Here is a 20,369-nt window from a genome sequence, read left to right on the forward strand (position 1 = left end):
GCCGCCAGGGGTGATGGGTCCCGGCGTTCGCCGGGACGACCGCAGGTTTCATCCCCCAAGCCGCTTCCGATGCTTGGCTTGTCCCCCTATAATCCCGGCGAAAAGGAACGCCATGATTCACGTCTGCTCGCTTGCCGCACTGCCGGAGACCGTCAAGGCCACCGGCGCCAGCCATGTCCTGACCGTGATGGCCAGGGTCGATCAGGTGCAGCGGCCGGAGACGGTGCTCGAGGCCAATCATCTGCGCGTGCAGGTCGACGACATCGTCGAGCACATGGATGGCTTCGTCGCGCCCTCTGAAATCCATGTCGAGAAGGTGCTGAACTTCGTGCGCGGCTGGGACCGCCGCGCGCCGCTGGTGGTGCATTGCTATGCCGGCATCAGCCGCTCGACCGCGAGCGCCTTTGCCGCCGCCTGCATGCTCAATCCGCATCGCGACGAAATGGCGATCGCCCGCCAGATCCGCGCCGCCTCCCCGATCGCGCAGCCGAACCGGCTGATCGTCAGCCTCGCCGACAAGGCGCTGGGGCGCGAAGGCCGGATGCTGCGCGCGCTCGACGAAATGGGGCCGGGCAGCATGACCGTCGAGGGCCGCCCGTTCCGCATCGATCTCGACTGATGCTCACAAACGGCGCCAGATGAGCGACAAGCTGCTCACGCCGATCGAGATCGGCCTGACCGCCGCCATCGTCGCGATCGAAGGCAACGAGCCCTTGATCCTCACCGCCTCCGCCCGCGACGGCGACAAGCTCGCCGGCCTGCCGTTCGGTCCGTTCGACGCGGTGTCGCATCGCACCTTCGAGATCGGCCTGCGCGCCTGGGTGGAGGAACAGGCGGGATTGCGGCTCGGCTATGTCGAGCAGCTCTATACGTTCGGCGATCGCGGCCGGCACACCGAGGCTGGCGACACCCATGTCGCCTCGATCGGCTATCTCGCGCTGACGCGCGCGGCCGACAATGCCTCGCGCGCGCCGGGCGCGACCTTCGAGCCCTGGTATCGCTTCTTCCCCTGGGAAGACTGGCGCGAAGCGCGGCCCGAGATGATCGAGCGCGACATCCTGCCCGAATTGACGCGCTGGGCCGGCGAGAGCGAACAACCCGATACCGCCCGCGCGCTCGGCCGCAAGGACCGCGTGCGGCTGTATTTCGGCACCGAGGGCGCGCATTGGGACGAAGAGCGCGTGCTCGACCGCTATGAGCTGCTCTATGAAGCGGGATTGACCGAGGAAGCGCGGCGCGACGGCCGGCCCGCGGCGCTGGCGCGCAAGAAGATACCTGTGCTCGGTGTTTCCATGCGCTTCGACCACCGGCGGATTCTGGCGACCGCGATCGCGCGGCTGCGCGCGAAATTGAAATACCGCCCCGTGGTGTTTGAACTTTTGCCGCCCGAATTCACACTTACTGAGTTACAACGCACGGTGGAAGCGATTTCGGGGCGGCATTTGCACAAGCAGAATTTCCGCCGACTGGTGGAAGCCGGCGCCCTGGTCGAACCGACCGGCGTGATGTCGACACAGACCGGCGGCAGACCTGCCGCGCTGTTTCGCTTCCGCCGCGAAGTGTTGCAGGAACGGCCCGCGCCGGGCCTGCGGGTGCGCGGACGGCGCTGAAGGCCGGTCGGCGCTAACGGCCGGACGGCGCTTGGCAGGTGGCGCGGAAGATTTTAACGCGGTAGCCCTCGAGATCGGGCGAATCGCCTGGAGGCTCGATGTTCGCGCCATTCGATTTTTTCTCGCTCGTCATTGCCATCGCAGCGTTGATCTTCGCGCGCAAGGCCTTCAATCAGGCGGCCGCGTTGCGCGCGCGACTGGATTTGATGGAGCGGCTCGCGTCGGCGCGGGACGAGACGAGGACCGCGCGACCGCCGCTCGCGGCACAGGACAGGCCGATCGCGCCACCGCCCGAAAGCGAGATCGGGACCGCGGCCGCCAGCGAAGCAGCGCCGCCGCCGCTTGAAGTTGCCGTGCCGCCGGCAAACGCCGCTATTCCGGCGCCCGTGCCTCCGCCGCTGCCGCCGGCAGAGCCCGGTTTCGAGGAGCGCATCGGCACCCGCTGGGTGGTCTGGATCGGCGGATTGACGCTCGCGCTCGGCGGCTTCTTCATGGTGCGCTATTCGATCGAGGCGGGCCTGCTCGGGCCCGGCGTGCGCACCTTGCTGGGCGGCGCGTTCGCGCTCGCGCTGCTGTTGGCCGGCGAATGGACCCGCCGCAAGGAGAGCATCTCGGCGATCGCGACACTGCCGATCGCCAATATCCCGGCGATCCTCACCGCCGCCGGCACGGCGGTGGCGTTCGCGACCGTCTATGCGGCCTACGCGCTGTATGGGTTCCTCGCGCCGCCCGCCGCGTTCATCCTGCTCGGGCTGGTGGCGCTGGCGACGCTGGCAGCCGCCCTGCTGCACGGTCCGGCGCTGGCGGGGCTGGGCGTTGCCGCCGGCTTTGTCACGCCGCTCCTAGTGTCTTCGCAAGCGCCCGACTACTGGGCGCTCTATATTTATCTCGCCATCGTCAGCGCGGCGGCATTCGGCCTGGCGCGGATTCGGCTGTGGCCCTGGCTCGCGGTCACCACCATTGTCTTCGCGCTGCTCTGGACCGTGCCCTGCCTGCAATGCGGCCCGCCGATGGTCGCACCGCATGCGTTTCATGTCATCGCCGGATTCGCACTCGCAGCCCTGCTGGTGGTGTGCGGCTTCCTGTTCGGGCCGCCCGCGGACGAGGGCCGGATCGAGCCGATCTCGTCCGGATCGCTCGCGGCCTATCTGCTGGGCGCGACCATGATCGTGCTCGCGAGTTCTCACGCCGACGCCACGATCGTCGTGCTCGCGGCGCTGGTGGCGGCCACGCTGGGCATCGCATGGTTCGCGCAAGCGGCCACCGGCGCGGTCGCCGCCGCGGCCGTATTCGTCTTCGTGGTGTTCGCCGAATGGGCGGTGCGCGGCAATTCGGACCTGCTGGTGCTGCCGGGCGGTCCGCTGCCCGGCATCGGCGGACCCGCACCCACCGAGGCCTCGATAAGGTTGCATCTGGTCGCGGCCGCGCTGTTCGCGGGCCTATTCGGCGCCGGCGGATTTCTGGCGCAGGGCCGCTCCGTCAGCGCCATCATCCCGGTGGTATGGTCGGCCGCTGCCGTGTTCACGCCGCTGGCGCTGTTGATCGCGCTCTATGCGCGCATCGCCCATCTCGACCGCTCGATCCCGTTTGCGATCCTGGCGGTGGTGCTGGCGGCGGCCTATGGCGCCGCGACCGAAATTCTCGGCAAGCGCGAGGCGCGGCCGGGACTTTCGATTTCGATCGCGCTGTTTGCGACCGGCACCCTCGGCGCGCTGGCACTGGCGTTCACCTTCGCGCTCGAAAAGGGCTGGCTCACGATCGCGCTGTCGCTGATGTCGATGGGCACGGCGTGGATTTCGATGCAGCGGCCGATCCCGTTCCTACGCAGCCTCGCCGCGATCCTTGCCGGCATCGTGGTGCTGCGGATCGGCTACGAGCCGCGCATTGTCGGCAACGCGGTCGGCACCACGCCGATCTTCAACTGGCTGTTGTTTGGCTACGGCATTCCGGCACTCTCGTTCTGGGTGGCGAGCTATTTCCTGCGCCGCCGCGGCGACGATGCACCGCTGCGCGCGGTGGAAGCGGCCGCCATCCTGTTCACGGTGCTGCTGGCGTTCCTGGAAATCCGCCATGCCGTCAACGGCGGCGACGTCTACCGCGACAACGCCGGTCTCACCGAAACCGCGCTGCAGATCTGCGTCGCGCTCGCCATGGCGATCGGCCTGGAGCGCCTGCGGATCCGCTCGGGCAGCATCATCCACAATATCGGCGCCATCCTGCTGACGGCGTTTGCCGGCCTTGCAGCCGTCTTCGGGCTTGCGTTCCTCGACAACCCGGCGATCTGGCCGATCGAGATCGGCGGCCTCTTCATCAACCCGGTGCTGCTCGGCTATGCGATGCCGGCGGTGCTGGCGCTGCTGTTGTCCTATGCGGTGGCCGGCCGGCGCCTGGCAGCCTACGGCAACACCATCGCGGGCGCCGCGTTGGCGCTCGCGATCGCCTATGTGACGCTCGAAATCCGCAGGCTCTATCACGGCCCGATCCTGACCAGCGGCGCAACCGGCGGCGCCGAGCAATACACCTATTCGATTGCCTGGCTCGCCTTCGGGGTGGCGCTGCTCGGCATCGGCATCGTCGTCAATTCGCAGCGCGCAAGGCTTGCCTCCGCGGCCGTGATCGCGCTGACGATCGTCAAAGCGTTCCTGATCGACATGTCGACGCTGACTGGCGTCTACCGCGCGTTGTCCTTCATGTGCTTAGGGCTGGTGCTGGTGGCGATCGGCTGGCTGTACCAGCGCATCCTGTTCCGCCGGCAGGCGCCGCCTGCCGTACCGGCGGGGACATAAGATGACGGCAACACCGGGCCGACGCGGATCAGTCTAACCCAGTGATTCCGACACCAGGCGAATCCGGAACACGGGCTTGCTGGACTCGTCGAGCAGTTCCATGTGCCATTCGGCGTTCTGTTTCAGGCTGCGGGAAATACTGCCGACCAGGTTGGCGCAAACCCTGGTCATCTCGGCCCAGGCAGCCTCGCGGCTCTCGAATTCGGAAGGTTGATCGGAGGCCCCGGAATAGCGGCCATGGCTGATGCGAAAGAAATACAGCGACATCGTCGAACCCATTTGTTTGGGCCGCGCCCACAGCCGGTCGATCCTCGGCAAATTTGAACGGGATTCGCTACCAAGGCATGAAGTTCCCGGACCGTACGACTACGGCCGCCGGAGCCGGCTGAAGACATCAACCGACCGCTATCGCGTTCAACGCCAGGGCAGTTCCAGCTGCGCAGGGAAATTCGCGGCGCGTTCGCGGCTGACATCGTCGAGCCCGAAACGGAATGGCCGGCCGGATTGAGTTGCCTTGCCGCAATAGGTGCCGAACAGGCGGTCCCAGAACGAGAACACGTTGCCGTAGTTGCTGTCGGTCTCGGCCTGAACCGCGGAATGATGCAGGCGATGCAGACCAGGCGTCACCAGCAGCGCACGCGCATGACGTTCAGCCGCGTTGGGAATGCGGATATTCGCATGCGTCAACATATTGACGATGGCCTCGACGCTCTCGTAGACCGCCAGCACGACCGGCGACAGCCCGCCAAGCGCAACGACCGGAATCATGAACCCGGTGCTCACGATCATCTCGATCGGATGGTTGCGCAATGCCGAGGAGACATCGAGATGCACATCGCAATGGTGAACGCGGTGCAGCCTCCACAGTAGCCGACTGCGGTGAGAGAAGCGGTGAAAGGCATATTGGCCCAGGCTCTTGACCAGGAGCGTGCCGGGCCATGCGATCCACCACGGCGCCGCGATCCAGTTGAACAGTCCGGCGCCATGATCGGCAGCCCACTGCGCCGCCGCCACGTTCAGGACGGGCACCGCGGAAACGATCAGGCCATTGAGGATCCCCAGGCCGAAATTGGTTGGCCACCGCCGAGCGCGTTCGGCCGGTTGCCGAAACTGCGGAAACACAAATTCGATCGCGCCGAACAGCACGATCATGCCCCAGAACGTCAGGAACCAGGCATGTTCGCGGATCAGCGCGTCCATCATCGTCAGGTCCCCGCGGGTCCCGCGGCGCCGTTGCTGGCGTTGCGATAGCGATACTTTTCCCACACCGGCCGCCAGTCGATCGTCGCGGCGGGATGACAATCAGGGGCTTCGGCGAGAACCAGCGCCTTCTTCACCGGGACATATCGCGACGCGCCGAAGATATCGAGCACTGCGTACTTGGCCCATTCGAAGAACATCGAAACGCGGCTCTGCTCATCCCAGGCGCCGTCCATGTAGAAGAAGTGACGCTCGAAGTCCGGCCTGGTCACGCGCGCCAGCAGCGGCAGCGTTTCGGCATTGATGAAATAGGGCAGCACCAGCGAAACCTGTTCGCATTCCGGCCTCTGAAAATAGACGACGACCGAGAGCACCTTCGGCGGCTTGACCGGGTTTTCCCGCAAGGCGTATCCATGCTGGCGGATGACGTCGGCGACCGCCGCGCCGACGTCGAAGTCAGTCATCATCGCCTCGCGCGTCCGGCTGGCCTGAACCCGGACGGCGATCGATGCGATCAGCGCCAGCAGACAAAGGCTGCGAATGACCGCCTTGTTCATGCCGCGCGCCTCCAGGGGGCGGCGCCCCACCACGCGATCAGCAGCACGGCCATGCTCTGGGCAATGCCGAGTATTTGCGCGCCGTCCCCATCATGCCAATAATCATGCGACGGGCCGCTCCAGGCCAGCAGGCAGAGCCGGAGCGTGTTGACGAGGATCATCACGGTGCAGGCGATCAAAAGCGTCGCGAAATCGCGGCCAACCCACTCGGTTCGGATCAGCATGGCGACCGCGACGCAGGCCAGCACGGCGGTCGAGACGTTGTTGAACGAGGAGCAGCCGCCAATCAGCGCGATGGCGTGTCCGCCGGGAGCAAGGAAGCTGGCGCCTTGCCAGCTGATGTCCGGACGCAACGAGGCCAGCACTTCTCCGACCAGGGCCGCATCGGCACGAAGCAGTTCCGGCGTGAAGAGCTGGAAGACAATCGGTCCCCACACCAGCTGCGTCGACAGCGCCAGCAACACCCCTCCCGCAGCCTTCAGATTTCGGTCGCCGCCGCCGGCGGTCAGGAAATAGAAGGCGGTGACGGTCGCAAGCAGTCCCGTGCCAAACCGGTAGGGCAGGAAACTCAGGAAAAAGACAAGAACGCAGATTGCCAGCACCAGACAAACGTCGAGGCGGGTCGCGCGCGCCGCCTTGTCACTGACATTCAGGCGATAGACGACCACGTAGCAGGCGAGCCAATAGATATAGTTCTGGGCGGCCAGACTGGCGGCGAACGCCTGCAACGAACCGGTGTCGATGAGTTGCACCGCCTGGTTGGCGAGAAGGCAGATCGCGACCCAGAGATAGGCTTCGCGGCGGCCGATGGATGCGACAGCTGCAGGGAGCTCCGGCCGTTCCATTCCGCCGGCTATTGAAATGTGCAAATCTCACCCCCATCGCACGCGAATACGCCTGGGCATCTGCCATTCAAATGTAGGGTGCGGACTGCCCCGCCTCCGAAACCACGGGAGACGGAAACTTGGCTAGCCGCGATGCTTGAGGCGCTTGAAAAGCAGATATCCGCCATACGCCACAACTGCCGCCGCGAGCCCAACCGGTCCGGTCACGCCGACCATGGGCGCCGGAACCGGCAAGCCCGCCCAGCCCGGCGTGACACTGACGACAAGCACGGCCAAACCCGATGAGCCCACGCAAACAACCTGTGCAAGTCGGCGGCTCAGCTGGTTCATCCTCGAAGCCCCTTTTTCCCGATCGAGAATCGTAGCTGTTTTGGCACCTCGCCACAAGGTTGGCGAGGCGAGCGAACCGCCGAGCTAACGGAATTTTCCGAGAGGACCGCGACCGGTCAGTCGGTGGAGCGGCGCAACTCCGGTGCGCTTTCGGGTCTCGACGGTTCCGGTCGGGCCTCGGATTTGACCGGCTCGATTCCGGCGCTCTCGACGTGGGGCGTCTCGACGCGGGCCGAGGCTTCCACCGAGCCGGTGCGCTCGGGGTGCAGCGAATGCGGCCTTGCCACCGCCCGCGCCAGCAGCATCTGCGTGGCGCCCTGGTGATGGAAATCGCAATAGGCGAAAGACATGCCCGAGACCGATCCGCGGAAGCTGCGCTCGTCCTGCTTGTCGAGGTTGAAGCACGGCTCGAACGGCAGGCCCTTGATCGAGGCGCAAACGGCCTGGCCGCGGATCTGCAGCGTATTGCCGGGCAGCCGCAGGTGTCTGATCGGGCCCGAGCCCGAGAATTGCACCGCGCCGGTCGCCCCCATGTCGTCGAGGACGCGGCCTGCGCCGCGGGTGCCGTCGAAGCAGGTGAAGGCGAACACCTTGCCCGCCACGAACCTGCGCGCCTCTTCGGCATTCATCATCTGTCCGGCCAAGGCGGGCGCGATCACCGCACCGGCTGTGACCGCCCCCAACACGAAACGCGCAAGCATGCTGTAACTCCGACTTTACTAGAGCGCGGGCAACGCCTGGTAATCTTTACCCGCTGCTTACCATACCAACCGTGGCAACATTGGAGCAGCTTGGTTGGTAAAGTCTGAACATCGTTAGACAATTTTCACCACGTTGCGGCCCCGAACCTGGCCGGCCAGGATCTTGGCGCCGGCCTCGATGACTTGGTCGAGCCCGATTTCGTGAGTAATTTCAGATAGTTTACCGGCGTCCAAGTCGCTGGCAAGGCGGCTCCAGGCGATCTTTCGCGCTTCTATCGGGCACATCACCGAATCGATGCCGAGAAGGCACACCCCGCGCAAAATGAATGGCGCCACCGAGGACGGCAGGTCCATGCCGCCGGCAAGGCCGCAAGCGGCAATCGCGCCGCCATACTTCGTCATCGACAGCAGGTTGGCGAGCGTGGTCGAGCCGACGCTGTCGATGCCGCCTGCCCAGCGCTCCTTGGCCAGCGGCTTGGCCGGGCCCGACAGTTCATTGCGATCGATCGCTTCGGCCGCGCCGAGCGCCTTCAAATACGGCGCTTCCGACAGGCGGCCGGTGGAAGCGATGACGGAATAGCCGAGCTTCGACAGCACGGCGATCGCGACCGAGCCGACGCCTCCGGCGGCGCCGGTGACCACGATGGGACCATGCTTGGGGGTCAGGCCATGTTTCTCCAGCGCCAGCACTGCCAGCATCGCGGTGAAACCGGCGGTGCCGATCGCCATGGCGCCGCGCGAGGTCATGCCTTCCGGCAGGCGCACCAGCCAGTCGCCCTTGACGCGCGCCTTCTCGGCATAGGCGCCGAGATGGGTCTCGCCGAGGCCCCAGCCGGTGCAGATCACCTTGTCGCCGGCCTTCCACTGCGGATGCGAGGAGGTCTCGACGGTGCCGGAAAAATCGATGCCGGCGATCATCGGAAAACGCCGCACCACCGGCGCCTTGCCGGTGACGGCAAGCCCGTCCTTGTAATTGAGCGTCGACCATTCGACTGTTACCGTGACGTCGCCCTCCATCAGTTCGGCTTCGTCGAACTGGGTGAGCGCTGCGGTAGTGCCCTTCTCCGCCTTGTCGATCCTGATCGCCTTGAACGTTGCCAACCCGAAAACTCCCTTTTTTCGCCCGGGATATTTACCGGATCACGCCGGTTGCGCAACCGGGCGGGCTACCGGCGCCTCGACGATCGGCAGGTTGATCAGCGCCGACAGCACGCCGAACAATACCGACAGCCACCAGATCGGCGTGTACGATCCGAACTTCTCGAACACGACGCCGCCGAGCCAGACACCGAGGAAGCCGCCGACCTGATGGCTGACGAAGGCAAAGCCGTAGAGGGTCGCAAACCAGCGCGTGCCGAACATCAGCGCCACCAAAGCCGAAGTCGGCGGCACGGTGGAGAGCCAGGTCAGGCCGGTGACGGCGCCGAAGGCGATCGCGGAGAAGCTGGTGATCGGCAATGAGACGAAGGTCGCGATCGACAGCGCGCGGGCGAAATAGAGTGCCGACAGGATGTAGCGCTTCGGGAGCCGGTTCTGCAGCCAGCCGACGCTGAGCGAGCCGATGATGTTGAACAGGCCGATTGTGGCGATCACCCAGCCGCCGGTTTGCGCGGGGATGCCACGATCGACCAGATAGGCCGGCAAATGCACGGTGATGAAGGCGAGCTGGAAGCCGCAGGTGAAGAAGCCCAGCACCAATAGTACATAGGACCTGTGGCCGAACGCCTCCGCCAGCGCGGTCTTGAACGACTGATCATCCGCCGCGGCCACCTTGACCGCTGTCGCGGGCGGCGTGGCCAGCGCCAGCGACAGCGGAATGATCAGCAGCATCAGGCCGGCGAACACCGTCAGCGCCGCCTGCCAGCCGAAATTGCCGATCATCGCCACGCCGAACGGCGCGAACAGGAATTGGCCGAAAGATCCGGCAGCTGTCCCGGCGCCGAGCGCGACGCCGCGCCGTTCGATCGGCAACAGCTTGCTGAACGCCGACAGCACCAGGTTGAACGAGCAGCCGGAGAGGCCGAAACCGATCAGGACGCCGGCGCCGAGATCGAGCGACAGCGGGGTCGCCGCATAACGCATCATCAGGAGGCCGCCGGCGTAGAGAAGCGCGCCGACCCACATCACGCGCAGAACGCCGAAGCGGTCGGCAATCGCCCCGGCGACGGGTTGGCCCAGCCCCCACAGCAGGTTTTGCAAGGCGAGCGCCAGGCCGAACACGTCGCGGCCCCAGGAAAACTCCCGGCTCATCGGTTGAATGAAGAAGCCGAGGCTGGCGCGCGGCCCGAAACCCAGGAGCGCGATGGCGCAGCCGCAGACGATGATGACGAGCGGCGTCCGCCAACTCATGGCAACGGGAGATCGACGCAGTTCGCCACTGCTCGCGGCCATGACAATTTCCTCATTGGTTCGGGCGGATCACGAAGAGATTCCGACAGCGCGCGAGATGCGAATGCCGCCGGCACATCGGCGCGCCCGCAAGTTAATGCACTAGCATGGAAATCCCGATCGCTGTACCAGTCAAACTGCACACCGCAATGCAGCGTTGCAAATGACGGCCAACAGCCGTGACAAATTAATGATCCGCCCATCTAGCGGAGCCGCGGGAGGCGTGTTATATTCGATTTGCTCGTTATGAGGATAAGTCTCTTCCTCGTGACCTGCCGAACCCTCTGCGACGCTGCGGGCTGGTTCGGAGAATACCACGCAGCTTTTGGAAGATACCGGCCCATCGAGGCCGGATTTCTCAGCACCCTAATATGCTCAAATTGAGTATATATGGGGTATCCAAGGGAGGCATTCATGCCGATCGCTGGAATCTACGGTCCCGACGATTTCGGACCCGCGCACCGTCATCCCGCCGCGCAGCCGCCCCACCGCGCCAGCCACGCCGAGCGCGCCCGTGCGCTGCCCGGGCGCGCCGTTGCGCTGCCGATGCCGCAGCTGGAATGGACGCCCGAGGTCGAGCGCGCCACCGCGCATCTCTATGAGCGCGTCAGGAACGTGATCTCGCCGGTCGAGTGGCCGTTCATGGCGCCCTACGTCAAGGCGATCAACGAATTGAAGAAAACCCGCGACGCGGTGATCCTGGCGCATAATTACCAGACGCCGGAGATTTTCCATTGCATCGCCGACATCGGCGGCGACTCGCTGCAGCTCGCCATCGAAGCCACCAAGGTGACGTCCGACATCATCGTGCAATGCGGCGTGCACTTCATGGCCGAGACCTCGAAGATCCTGAACCCGCACAAGACGGTGCTGATCCCGGACTCCCGCGCCGGCTGTTCGCTGGCGTCGAGCATCACGGGCGCCGACGTGCGGCTGTTGCGCGAACGCTTTCCCGGCGTGCCGGTTGTCGCCTATGTCAACACCTCGGCCGACGTCAAGGCGGAGGTCGATATCTGCTGCACCTCGTCGAATGCCGTCGCCGTGGTGGAAAGCCTCAATGCGCCGACGGTGATCTTCCTGCCCGATCAGTATCTGGCGAAATACGTCGCCTCGAAAACCGACGTCAAGATCATCGCCTGGAAGGGCGCCTGCGAGGTGCATGAGCGTTTCACCGGCGACGAGCTGCGTGCCCATCGCGAGGCCGATCCCTCGGTGCAGATCATCGCGCATCCGGAATGCCCGCCCGACGTGCTGGCGGAAGCCGACTTCACCGGCTCGACCGCGCACATGATCAACTGGGTCCGCAACAATCATCCCAGGCGCGTGGTGATGATCACCGAATGTTCGATGGCCGACAACGTCCAGGCCGAACTGCCCGACGTCGAAATGGTGCGGCCGTGCAACCTTTGCCCGCACATGAAGCGGATCACGCTGCCGAAGATTCTCGACAGCCTGGTGTACCTGCACGAGGAGGTCACCATCGATCCCCTGATCGCCGACAGAGCGCGCCGTTCGGTCGAGCGGATGATCAATCTGAAGAACTGACCACTGTCATCCCGGCCAAGCGAAGCGCCGAGCCGGGACCCATACTCCGCGGCCGTTGTTTTGGAAAAGAAAGAATAACTGACAGCTGATGAGACAACCACTGCCGGTGGTTATGGGTCCCCGCTTTCGCGGGGACGACGATCAATGAGAAGCCGATATGAGTGATCAACTGCACAATCTCACCCGCAAGTCCGACCATGTCGTCATCGTCGGCGGTGGCCTCGCGGGCCTGTTCTGCGCGCTGAAACTTTCGCCGCGCACCGTCACCGTGATCTCGGCTGCACCACTCGGCCAAGGCGCCTCGACGGCGTGGGCGCAGGGCGGCATTGCCGCCGCGGTTGCCGAAGGCGACAGCGCGGAGGCGCACGCGGCCGACACCGTTGCGGTCGGCGCGGGCCTCGTCGATGAGACGATTGCGCTCGGGATCGCGCGCGAGGCGGGCGCGCGCATCCATGACCTGCTGCGCTACGGCGTGCCGTTCGATCGCGATCTCGAAGGCAGGCTCGCGGTCGGCCGCGAGGCCGCCCATTCCGCCCGGCGCATCGTCCATGTCCGCGGCGACATGGCGGGCAAAGCGATCATCTCGGCTTTGACCGAGGCGGTGCGCGCGACGCCCTCGATCCGGGTGATCGAAGGTTATGCGGCCGAATCGCTCTTGACCGAGGACGGCGCCGTCGCCGGGTTGCAAATCCGGAAAGTCGGCGACGCTTCCGCGAAACCTTTGACCATCGCTTCGCGCGCGGTGGTGCTGGCGACCGGCGGCATCGGGCGTCTCTATGCCGTGACCACGAACCCGATGGAGGCCAGCGGACAGGGGCTTGCGATCGCCGCCCGTGCCGGCGCCGTCATCGCCGATCCGGAATTCGTGCAATTTCATCCCACCGCCATCATGGTCGGGCGCGATCCGGCGCCGCTGGCGACCGAGGCGCTGCGCGGTGAAGGCGCTACCCTGATCAACGAAAGCGGCCAACGTTTCATGCTGGCGCGGCATCCGCTCGCGGAGCTGGCGCCGCGCGATATCGTCGCGCGCGGCGTGTTCGCCGAAATCGCCGCCGGCCACGGCACGTTCCTCGACGCGCGGCAGGCGCTCGGCACGCGCTTCGCCGAGAAATTTCCGACCGTTCACGCCAGCTGCCTCGCCGCCGGCATCGATCCGGCCACGCAGCCGATCCCGGTAGCGCCCGCCGCGCATTATCACATGGGCGGCATCGCAGTCGATGCGCATGGCCGAACCTCGCTCGGGAGATTGTGGGCCGGCGGCGAAGTGTCCTCGACCGGCGCGCATGGCGCCAACCGGCTGGCGTCGAATTCGCTGCTGGAAGCCGTGGTCTATGCCGGCCGCATCGCGCAGGACATCGCGGGCCACGCCATCGCTGCGCCCGCGCGCATGCCGCTGATGCCGGTCGAGGAGCCAAATCACGCCATGCCACCGGCGGCGGAAAAAAATCTTCGCGCCATGATGACCTCGCATGTCGGCGTGATCCGCGACGGCGGGCAACTCGAGGAAGCCGTGCGATCATTCGCGGCGCTGGAACGCAATGCCGGCAACATCGCGCTGCGCAACATGGCGACCTCGGCATTGCTGGTGGCCGCATCGGCATGGGCGCGGCGCGAGAGCCGCGGCGCGCATTATCGCATCGATTATCCGGCCGAGCGGCCGGAGCTCAGGCATCGCACCATGACGACGCTGGCGGCGGTGCGGGAGATCGCGGCCTCGCTCGAACGAAGCTCGGCGCGGGCGCCGCAGCCGATCACCGCCTGAGACGGAAAAAGCATCATGACCACTTTAGCCTCGCTATTGCACCCCGACGCGTTCCTGTCGCCGCTCGCGATCGAGGAGGCCGTGCAGCGCGCGCTCGACGAGGATCTCGGCCGCGCCGGCGACGTCACCTCGGTCGCCACCATCCCGGAAACAACGATGGCCCATGCCATCATGGTCGCGCGGCAGGCGGGTGTGATCGCCGGGCTGCCGCTTGCCGTCGCGATCTTTCAAAAGCTGTCGCCCGACATCAACATCCACGCGCACGCTCGCGACGGCGCGACGGTTGCCGCCGGCGTGAATGTGCTGACGATTTCCGGCCCGGCGCGCGCCGTGCTGGCCGGCGAGCGCACCGCGCTCAATTTCGTCGGCCGGCTCTCGGGGGTTGCGACCCTGACATCGGATTATGTCCGCCATACCGCCGGCACCAACATGCGCATCTGCTGCACCCGCAAGACCACGCCCGGCCTGCGCGCGCTGGAAAAATATGCGGTACGCTGCGGCGGCGGCTTCAATCATCGCTTCGGGCTCGACGATGCGATCCTGATCAAGGACAACCACATCGCGGTCGCCGGCGGCATCAAGCCGGTGCTGGAGCGTGCGCGAGCCCATATAGGGCATCTGGTCAAGATCGAGATCGAGGTCGATACGCTGTCGCAGCTGCGCGAAGTGCTCGACACCGGTCTCGCCGATGTGGTGCTGCTGGACAACATGGATATCGCCACGCTGACCGAAGCGGTGGCGCTGGCCAAAGGCCGCGTCGTGCTGGAGGCCTCCGGCGGCGTCACGCAGGGCTCGATCGCGCAGATCGCGGCGACCGGCGTCGACTACGCCTCGTCCGGCGCGCTGACGCATTCGGCGCCGAATTTCGACGTCGCGCTCGACATCGACGCCTAGCGTGAGATGAATTTGGGTTGAGCGAGCAGCGATCGATTGCTCCCTCTCCCCGCCCTTCGCAGGGAGAGGGTTGGGGTGAGGGGCTCTCTCGGCATCGGGACTCGCGGAGAGTCCCCCTCACCCGAAATTAGCTACCCGCGAATTTCGACCTCTCCCTGCGAGCGGGGCGAGGTGACCCAAATGCGCGAGAAAGTCAGGAACGCCTCGCTTCGTCGAGGAAGGCCTGCACCGCCTCGAACAATTTCAGGCGGTTTCTCTCCATGATGATGCTGTGCGTGCCTTCGGCGAGCGCGACATAGCGTTTGCCCGGCGAATTGACCAGCAGCGGAAACAGCGTCTGCGCCATGTAGGGCGGGGCGTCGTGATCCCATTCGGCTCCGACCAGCAAGGTGGGCACCGTGATCTTCGCCGGGTCATAATAGGGCTTGCCGGCGCCAAAGAACTCGCTCGAGTCCTGCATCACGCCGTTAGGGGCGCGAACCACCGGCGGGGTCATCTGGGCTCCGACCGGATCGGTCGCAAACGTCGCATCGGCCCAGGCATCGAACCAGCCGGGCGGAATCAGCGCCGCCTTCTTGTCGTCGGCGACGCCGGTGTACCATCGCTCTCTGGCCTGCTCGCGGTTGACCATCCGATAGGCGCCGAGCGGGCCCGGACCGGTCTGCACCAGCGACGGCGTCTGCCTGATCCAGACCGGCGCATAGAGCACGAGCCGCTCCACCTTCTGGGCGTTCTCCGTGGTGTAGGTGGCCATCAGCGTGGTTCCCCACGACCAGCCCAAGAGATTCAAGCGCGGGATGTTGCGGCGCTGCAGGATGAAATCGACCGCGGTGCCGATGTCCTTCACCGCGGTGACGCCGCGCACGATCGGCGGATTGGCTTCCGGCTTGTCGGCCATTTCGCCCGGGCGGGTGGATTTGCCGTAACCGCGCAGATCGAGCAGCCACACGTCGTAGCCGCGCGAGGCGATGTATTCCATCCAAGAGAGATCGTCGAGCTTCAGGTCGAACGCGGTCTCCGAAGGGTAGGTGGCGCCATGGACATACAACACCGTCAGTTCGGGCCGGAACGTCTTCATGTCCGCCGGCCGCTTGTTACGAACGTAGATTTCGATGCCGGGATCGGCGGTCTTCACCATCATCTCTTCGGTGACGAGCGGCTGTGTCTGTGCAACGGCGGGAGCGGCAATGACGGCCATCATGAAAACGCCCAGCGCCAGCAGAGTAAATTTCATCGTCGCCTCCCACGTTTTTTCTTTTCAGAAAAGCCTAGCTGCAACGGCGCGGGTTGCAACGCCTTTCGAAGGCACCTCGCGTGCACGGCAGATGCGCCGGCCAACCCTACTCCGCCGCGCGCAGCGGGATCTGCGGCGGGTGCTGCGCCGCGGCCAGTTGCCGGGCGTAGAGTTCCTGCCAGGGGCTGTTGTCGTCGCTGACGAAATAGCCGCTGCGCGCACCGCGATAGACCTCGGCGTGCTCGGCGCCGGGCGGGGCGACGTGCTTGTCGCGCAGCGCGCGCGCCGCCATCAACAGCCGCCGGCGCGTGCGGGTGATCATCTGGTCCGAGGGCGCCAGATGCTCGAAGGCGTGGTCGGTGACCGGGCCCATGCTCTCGGTGATGGCCTGGTCCTGCAGATGGATGCCGTCGATGCCGCTGTAGATCGCGTTGCTCTGCTGGGCGGCGCGATCGAGCCCCCAGTCGTTTTCCGGGTTGGCGGCGAGCCGCCAGCGGCCGAGCCAGTCGGTGGTGTTCGGCAGGAATTTGTTGCCGCGCCCGGTGCCGCCGATCGGCCGGCCGTCCTTGAAGGCGGGCTGCGGCTGCGTCAACGCCGAGATGCCGCGCTTCCAGCGCAGGAAGCAGAACATGGTGTGGCCGTCGTCGAGCGGCACCCAGGCGCGCGCATGGACGTGGCTGCCGAACTCGCCGTTCGGCGCCTGGGTCCAGAACGGAAACAGGAAATTGGCGAAGCGCCAATAGGTGCTGGCGGGGCCGGCCGGCCGGTAGCCCGCGTACTGCGTGCCCCAGGGTGAATCGGCGATATGGTACTCGGGCGCACGGTTGATGATGGTGTTGTAGACCGGATCATCCTCGGATACGTCGTCCGGGTCGACATGGCCCGCATGCAGGAAACCGAAATGGGCGGTATCGATTTCGCCTTCGATCGCCTGCAAATAATTGCATTCGCGCATGATGAAGGTGACGCTGATCTCGTCGTCGGGAACGTCGAGAATTTCCAGCGCCGGCAGCGGCGGCGCCACCGCGCTCGATCCCATATAGGCCCAGACCACCCCGGCACGCTCGACCGCGGGATAGGCCTTGGCCCTCACCTTGTGCTTAAAATCCTGATGCGGCGGCACGCTCGCCATGTCGACGCAGGCGCCTGACACGTCGTATTTCCAGCCGTGATAGATGCAGCGGATGCCGCCCTGCTCGTTGCGTCCGAGGAACAATGAGGCGCAGCGGTGCGGGCAGCGATGGTCCATCACGCCGACGCGGCCGGCGCTGTCGCGAAACGCGATCAGCTTTTCGCCGAGCAGCATCAAGCGGATCGGCGCGCCGTCGGCGACGAGTTCGGAGGATTGCACCGCGGGAATCCAGTACTGACGCATCAATTCGCCCATCACGGTGCCGGGGCCGACTTGCGTGAGTTCCATCCCTTCCGCCGCTGATGTCATCGTACCCTCCCGATGCGGCCGTGCGCCGCCTGGACAGCATGCTATCATGGATTGGGTTCGGCCGGAGCCCCAGTCCGCCGCAACCCCATGCCGACAGTGCAACCCTCAGTCGGCCCTGATGTTGGCGGTTCGTACCACCTTGCCCCACTTCTCGGTTTCGGCGGCGATGTGGCTCGCGAAGTCTGCGGGGGAGCCGGCAAACGGCGTGGCGCCGAGGTCGGCAAAGCGAGCCTTCAATTTTGCATCGGCAAGGCCCGCATTGATCTCGGCATTCAGCTTGTCGATGATCTCTGCGGGCGTCTTCGCCGGCGCACATATGCCGAACCAGCCGCTGGCCTGGTAGCCGGGCACGAACTCGGCCACGGCCGGGACATCGGGCAACGCCTCCGAACGCTCCGCCGAGGTCACCGCCAGCCCACGAAGCTTGCCGGCCCTGACATATTCGATCGAGGAGGACATCGGGCTGAACATCATCTGCACCTGGCCCGCGAGCAGATCGGTCAGCGCGGGCGGCGAACCGCGATAAGGCACGTGCACCATGTCGACGCCGGCCATGATCTTGAACAGCTCGCCGGCCATGTGCGGCCCGGTGCCGTTGCCGGGCGAGGCCATGTTGAGCTTGCCGGGATTGGCCTTGGCGTAGGCGATGAATTCGGCAACCGTCTTGGCCGGAAACGACGGCGGCACCTCCATGCAATAATTCTCATGGTTGATGCTCGCGACCGGCGCCATATCGCGGATGAAATTGTATTTGAGTTTGGTGTAGAGCGTGGCGTTGACCGCGTTCTGCAGCCCCGCCTGCAGCAGCGTATAGCCATCGGCCGGCGCGTCGACCACCGCTTCGGTGGCGATATTGCCGCCGGCGCCGGGCCGGTTCTCGATGATGAACTGCTGGCCGAGCCGCTCGGATAGAAATTGCGCCATCAGGCGCGCCGCGATGTCGGGCGCCCCGCCGGCGGCGAAGCCGACGAACACGCGCACCGGCCGCGCCGGATAGGTTTCCGCGCGGGCGACGCGCGGGATCGCGGGAACAGCGATGGCGAGCCCGGCGAGACGCAGGAATTGGCGACGCGGAAGCTTCATCGCAGTCCCCTCGCAAAATGCCGGCCGTGATGACCTCACTGCGGCGCGAAAAAATCCCGACCGATCCAGCCCGTTCGGTCCTCTTGTAGCACGGAAATCCGCCCTTCGCCTATGAAGCGGCTCACACGATTTCTGCGAGACGCCGGCCGCGCAGGCGCCCGGCCCGGCTATTTCTTTGCCGCTTTCGCCGCGGCCGTCCGCTTCCTCGCCCTGCCCTTCTTCCTGCGCTTGCCTTCGTCTTCCAGCGCCTTGCGAATGGGCCCGAACTCCCGCAGCGAGGCCTGGTCGGCGCGCGGGAAACGCAGATTGAGGGTTTCAAGCGCGGAGACGATCGCCGACCCGATCACCACGCGTGCGAACCATTTGTGATCGGCCGGCACCACATGCCACGGCGCCACGGCGCTCGAGGTATGGCGGACGATGTCCTGGTACACGGCCATGTAGCGTGGCCAAAACGCGCGCTCGCTGATGTCGGCCATCGAGAACTTCCAGTTCTTGGCGGGCTCGTCGAGCCGGTCGAGGAACCGCTTGCGCTGCTCTTCCCTTGAAATGTTGAGGAAGAATTTCAGGATCACGGTGCCGTTGCGCGTCAGATAGCGCTCGATCGCCGAGATATCCTCGAACCGCTCGCGCCAGATTTTCTCCGCGACCAGTTTTGGCGGGATCTTCTCCTGCCTGAGCAGTTCCGGGTGCACCCGCGTCACCAGGCATTCCTCGTAATAGGAGCGGTTGAAGATGCCGATGTGGCCGCGCTGTGGCAGCGCGATCATGCAGCGCCACATGAAATCATGGTTGAGTTCGAGCGTGGAAGGCTGCTTGAACGAATGGACCTCGCAGCCCTGCGGATTGACGCCGTCGAACACGCTCTTGATGGCGCTGTCCTTGCCGGCGGCGTCCATGCCCTGGAAGATCAGCAGCAGCGACCAGCGGTCCTGCGCATAGAGCTTTTCCTGGAAATCCTTCAGCCGGCTCCTGTTGGCGTCGAGGATTTTTTCCGCCTTGTCCTTGTCGAGACCGCCCTTCTCGTTGGTCTTGACCGACCTGAGATGGAATTCGCCCGAGCCGTCGAAGCGAAACGGCTCGATGAAGGGTTTCAGTTCGGCGCTAAGGAATCCCTTGGGCTTCTTGCTCATGATGGCGTCTCTCCGGTCGAACACCAAATGCTACATTGCACGGGCGATTGGCGCCAGAATGTTCGTCATTGCGAGGAGCGCAGCGACGAAGCAATCCATACTTCCGTTGCGGCTTCATGGATTGCTTCGCTTCGCTCGCAATGACGATACGGTCTATTTCGTCATCTGCGCCTCCATGAACGCGGTGACGAAGCGCGGCATCGCGGGGGTGAAATCGTCCCTCCCGCGCACCAGATGGATGGCGGAAAGTTCCGGCTGCGACTGCCTGGCGAGATTGGCTTCGATCCGCTCGCGCAGCACCTCGCCTGTTACATCGACGTCCAATATCCTGATCATCGCAATCGCGCTGGCTGCGACGACGCAGTCCCAATGCGCGGCCGCGCGATAGTCCGCAGGCCGCAGTCCGGTTTCCTCCTCGACTTCGCGGGCAGCGCTGCCGGCGATGTCGACCTTACCATGGCTGATATCGTCGAGGTCGGGCGTTCCCGACGGAAAATAGACGCGGCCGGCATTCGAGGTGTGCCGGCCCATTTCGCCGAGGACGAAGGCGCCGTCGCAGGCGCGCAGCGCGCCCATCCCGAATCCGTTGAACACGCTTCTGTCGGGAAAGCCCCAGTCGCGCCAGGCCAGGAAGCTTGCGAAATCGGCCTCGAAATAAGACGCTGCGAACCGCTCCCCGTCGAAAACGGGATCGCGCGCCAACAGGATGCGGCCGTTCCAGATCGGCTTTTCGCGCGCCTTGACGGCGAAATGCGCCTCGATCTCGGCATGGCGGGCTTGCGCGAACGGCCACGGTTTTGGCTCAAAAACCAGATCGAGCGTGGTGACGCGATGGATGACGGGAAGCGTCATGCCGCTCG

The 20,369-nt window shown here is 65.3% G+C and carries 19 protein-coding genes; 6 read left to right on the plus strand and 13 right to left on the minus strand.

The window, feature by feature from the left end:
• Window positions 1–112 precede the first annotated feature (112 nt).
• The 3 genes from VK804_RS12295 (at window position 113) to VK804_RS12305 (ending at window position 4,396) form a co-directional block, all read left to right on the plus strand.
• Window positions 113–619, plus strand: coding sequence for a protein tyrosine phosphatase (locus tag VK804_RS12295; RefSeq protein WP_325371088.1), 507 nt, complete (start codon window positions 113–115; stop codon window positions 617–619).
• A 19-nt stretch (window positions 620–638) separates the two neighbouring features.
• Window positions 639–1,610 (plus strand): NUDIX hydrolase, encoded by a 972-nt coding sequence (locus tag VK804_RS12300; protein ID WP_325371089.1) that lies wholly within the window; start codon window positions 639–641, stop codon window positions 1,608–1,610.
• Window positions 1,611–1,708: 98 nt separating this feature from the next.
• Window positions 1,709–4,396 (plus strand): DUF2339 domain-containing protein, encoded by a 2,688-nt coding sequence (locus tag VK804_RS12305; RefSeq protein WP_325371090.1) that lies wholly within the window; start codon window positions 1,709–1,711, stop codon window positions 4,394–4,396.
• 33 nt (window positions 4,397–4,429) lie between these two features.
• Here VK804_RS12305 and VK804_RS12310 read toward each other — a convergent pair whose 3' ends face one another.
• From VK804_RS12310 to VK804_RS12345, 8 genes are all read right to left on the minus strand, one after another.
• Window positions 4,430–4,663, minus strand: a complete 234-nt coding sequence (locus VK804_RS12310) for a DUF6894 family protein (protein WP_325371091.1) — start codon at window positions 4,661–4,663, stop codon at window positions 4,430–4,432.
• Window positions 4,664–4,810: 147 nt separating this feature from the next.
• Window positions 4,811–5,599 carry a sterol desaturase family protein gene (locus VK804_RS12315; protein ID WP_325371092.1) on the minus strand — a complete coding sequence of 263 codons (789 nt, stop codon included), beginning with the start codon at window positions 5,597–5,599 and terminating at the stop codon, window positions 4,811–4,813.
• Between the two features lie 2 nt (window positions 5,600–5,601).
• Window positions 5,602–6,153: a hypothetical protein gene (locus tag VK804_RS12320; protein ID WP_325371093.1), complete on the minus strand. Its 552-nt coding sequence runs from the start codon at window positions 6,151–6,153 to the stop codon at window positions 5,602–5,604.
• The gene (locus VK804_RS12325; RefSeq protein ID WP_325371094.1) at window positions 6,150–7,022 is read right to left on the minus strand and encodes an archaeosortase/exosortase family protein; all 873 of its coding nucleotides are present in this window, start codon (window positions 7,020–7,022) and stop codon (window positions 6,150–6,152) included. The genes VK804_RS12320 and VK804_RS12325 overlap by 4 nt, the downstream gene beginning before the upstream one ends.
• Window positions 7,023–7,121: 99 nt before the next feature.
• Window positions 7,122–7,328 (minus strand): hypothetical protein, encoded by a 207-nt coding sequence (locus VK804_RS12330; RefSeq protein WP_325371095.1) that lies wholly within the window; start codon window positions 7,326–7,328, stop codon window positions 7,122–7,124.
• Between the two features lie 116 nt (window positions 7,329–7,444).
• Window positions 7,445–8,029: a hypothetical protein gene (locus VK804_RS12335; RefSeq protein ID WP_325371096.1), complete on the minus strand. Its 585-nt coding sequence runs from the start codon at window positions 8,027–8,029 to the stop codon at window positions 7,445–7,447.
• A gap of 114 nt (window positions 8,030–8,143) precedes the next feature.
• Window positions 8,144–9,130, minus strand: coding sequence for an MDR family oxidoreductase (locus VK804_RS12340; protein ID WP_325371097.1), 987 nt, complete (start codon window positions 9,128–9,130; stop codon window positions 8,144–8,146).
• 39 nt (window positions 9,131–9,169) lie between these two features.
• Window positions 9,170–10,420, minus strand: coding sequence for an MFS transporter (locus VK804_RS12345; RefSeq protein WP_325371098.1), 1,251 nt, complete (start codon window positions 10,418–10,420; stop codon window positions 9,170–9,172).
• A 411-nt stretch (window positions 10,421–10,831) separates the two neighbouring features.
• Between VK804_RS12345 and nadA the strand changes: the two genes are divergently transcribed.
• From nadA to nadC, 3 genes are all read left to right on the plus strand, one after another.
• Window positions 10,832–11,962: a quinolinate synthase NadA gene (gene nadA, locus VK804_RS12350; RefSeq protein ID WP_325371099.1), complete on the plus strand. Its 1,131-nt coding sequence runs from the start codon at window positions 10,832–10,834 to the stop codon at window positions 11,960–11,962.
• A gap of 157 nt (window positions 11,963–12,119) precedes the next feature.
• On the plus strand, window positions 12,120–13,724 hold the full coding sequence (locus tag VK804_RS12355) for an L-aspartate oxidase (protein ID WP_325371100.1): 1,605 nt from the start codon (window positions 12,120–12,122) through the stop codon (window positions 13,722–13,724).
• Window positions 13,725–13,739: 15 nt separating this feature from the next.
• The gene (gene nadC, locus VK804_RS12360; protein ID WP_325371101.1) at window positions 13,740–14,618 is read left to right on the plus strand and encodes a carboxylating nicotinate-nucleotide diphosphorylase; all 879 of its coding nucleotides are present in this window, start codon (window positions 13,740–13,742) and stop codon (window positions 14,616–14,618) included.
• A gap of 193 nt (window positions 14,619–14,811) precedes the next feature.
• Here the strand turns inward: nadC and VK804_RS12365 are convergent, their stop codons facing one another.
• From VK804_RS12365 to VK804_RS12385, 5 genes are all read right to left on the minus strand, one after another.
• A complete protein-coding gene (locus VK804_RS12365) occupies window positions 14,812–15,852 on the minus strand; it encodes an alpha/beta hydrolase (RefSeq protein ID WP_325371102.1) in 1,041 nt (346 codons plus the stop codon).
• Between the two features lie 106 nt (window positions 15,853–15,958).
• Entirely contained in the window at window positions 15,959–17,293 is a 1,335-nt protein-coding gene (locus VK804_RS12370) for a Rieske 2Fe-2S domain-containing protein (RefSeq protein ID WP_325371103.1), read from the minus strand.
• 105 nt (window positions 17,294–17,398) lie between these two features.
• Window positions 17,399–18,376 (minus strand): tripartite tricarboxylate transporter substrate binding protein, encoded by a 978-nt coding sequence (locus tag VK804_RS12375; RefSeq protein WP_325371104.1) that lies wholly within the window; start codon window positions 18,374–18,376, stop codon window positions 17,399–17,401.
• 167 nt (window positions 18,377–18,543) lie between these two features.
• Window positions 18,544–19,509 (minus strand): polyphosphate kinase 2 family protein, encoded by a 966-nt coding sequence (locus VK804_RS12380; protein WP_325371105.1) that lies wholly within the window; start codon window positions 19,507–19,509, stop codon window positions 18,544–18,546.
• Between the two features lie 153 nt (window positions 19,510–19,662).
• On the minus strand, window positions 19,663–20,361 hold the full coding sequence (locus VK804_RS12385; protein WP_325371106.1) for an NUDIX hydrolase: 699 nt from the start codon (window positions 20,359–20,361) through the stop codon (window positions 19,663–19,665).
• Between the last annotated feature and the right edge of the window lie 8 nt (window positions 20,362–20,369).

Source organism: Bradyrhizobium sp. (assembly GCF_035484855.1).
GTDB lineage: Bacteria > Pseudomonadota > Alphaproteobacteria > Rhizobiales > Xanthobacteraceae > Bradyrhizobium.

What these genes read in the sequence shown, in the direction of transcription:
- VK804_RS12365 (WP_325371102.1), bottom strand. Translation starts at nt 15,852, where the DNA reads ATGAAATTTACTCTGCTGGCGCTGGGCGTTTTCATGATGGCCGTCATT.
- nadA (WP_325371099.1), top strand. Translation starts at nt 10,832, where the DNA reads ATGCCGATCGCTGGAATCTACGGTCCCGACGATTTCGGACCCGCGCAC.
- VK804_RS12335 (WP_325371096.1), bottom strand. Translation starts at nt 8,029, where the DNA reads ATGCTTGCGCGTTTCGTGTTGGGGGCGGTCACAGCCGGTGCGGTGATC.
- nadC (WP_325371101.1), top strand. Translation starts at nt 13,740, where the DNA reads ATGACCACTTTAGCCTCGCTATTGCACCCCGACGCGTTCCTGTCGCCG.
- VK804_RS12310 (WP_325371091.1), bottom strand. Translation starts at nt 4,663, where the DNA reads ATGTCGCTGTATTTCTTTCGCATCAGCCATGGCCGCTATTCCGGGGCC.
- VK804_RS12380 (WP_325371105.1), bottom strand. Translation starts at nt 19,509, where the DNA reads ATGAGCAAGAAGCCCAAGGGATTCCTTAGCGCCGAACTGAAACCCTTC.
- VK804_RS12345 (WP_325371098.1), bottom strand. Translation starts at nt 10,420, where the DNA reads ATGGCCGCGAGCAGTGGCGAACTGCGTCGATCTCCCGTTGCCATGAGT.
- VK804_RS12320 (WP_325371093.1), bottom strand. Translation starts at nt 6,153, where the DNA reads ATGAACAAGGCGGTCATTCGCAGCCTTTGTCTGCTGGCGCTGATCGCA.
- VK804_RS12375 (WP_325371104.1), bottom strand. Translation starts at nt 18,376, where the DNA reads ATGAAGCTTCCGCGTCGCCAATTCCTGCGTCTCGCCGGGCTCGCCATC.
- VK804_RS12305 (WP_325371090.1), top strand. Translation starts at nt 1,709, where the DNA reads ATGTTCGCGCCATTCGATTTTTTCTCGCTCGTCATTGCCATCGCAGCG.
- VK804_RS12370 (WP_325371103.1), bottom strand. Translation starts at nt 17,293, where the DNA reads ATGACATCAGCGGCGGAAGGGATGGAACTCACGCAAGTCGGCCCCGGC.
- VK804_RS12330 (WP_325371095.1), bottom strand. Translation starts at nt 7,328, where the DNA reads ATGAACCAGCTGAGCCGCCGACTTGCACAGGTTGTTTGCGTGGGCTCA.
- VK804_RS12295 (WP_325371088.1), top strand. Translation starts at nt 113, where the DNA reads ATGATTCACGTCTGCTCGCTTGCCGCACTGCCGGAGACCGTCAAGGCC.
- VK804_RS12385 (WP_325371106.1), bottom strand. Translation starts at nt 20,361, where the DNA reads ATGACGCTTCCCGTCATCCATCGCGTCACCACGCTCGATCTGGTTTTT.
- VK804_RS12355 (WP_325371100.1), top strand. Translation starts at nt 12,120, where the DNA reads ATGAGTGATCAACTGCACAATCTCACCCGCAAGTCCGACCATGTCGTC.
- VK804_RS12315 (WP_325371092.1), bottom strand. Translation starts at nt 5,599, where the DNA reads ATGATGGACGCGCTGATCCGCGAACATGCCTGGTTCCTGACGTTCTGG.
- VK804_RS12300 (WP_325371089.1), top strand. Translation starts at nt 639, where the DNA reads ATGAGCGACAAGCTGCTCACGCCGATCGAGATCGGCCTGACCGCCGCC.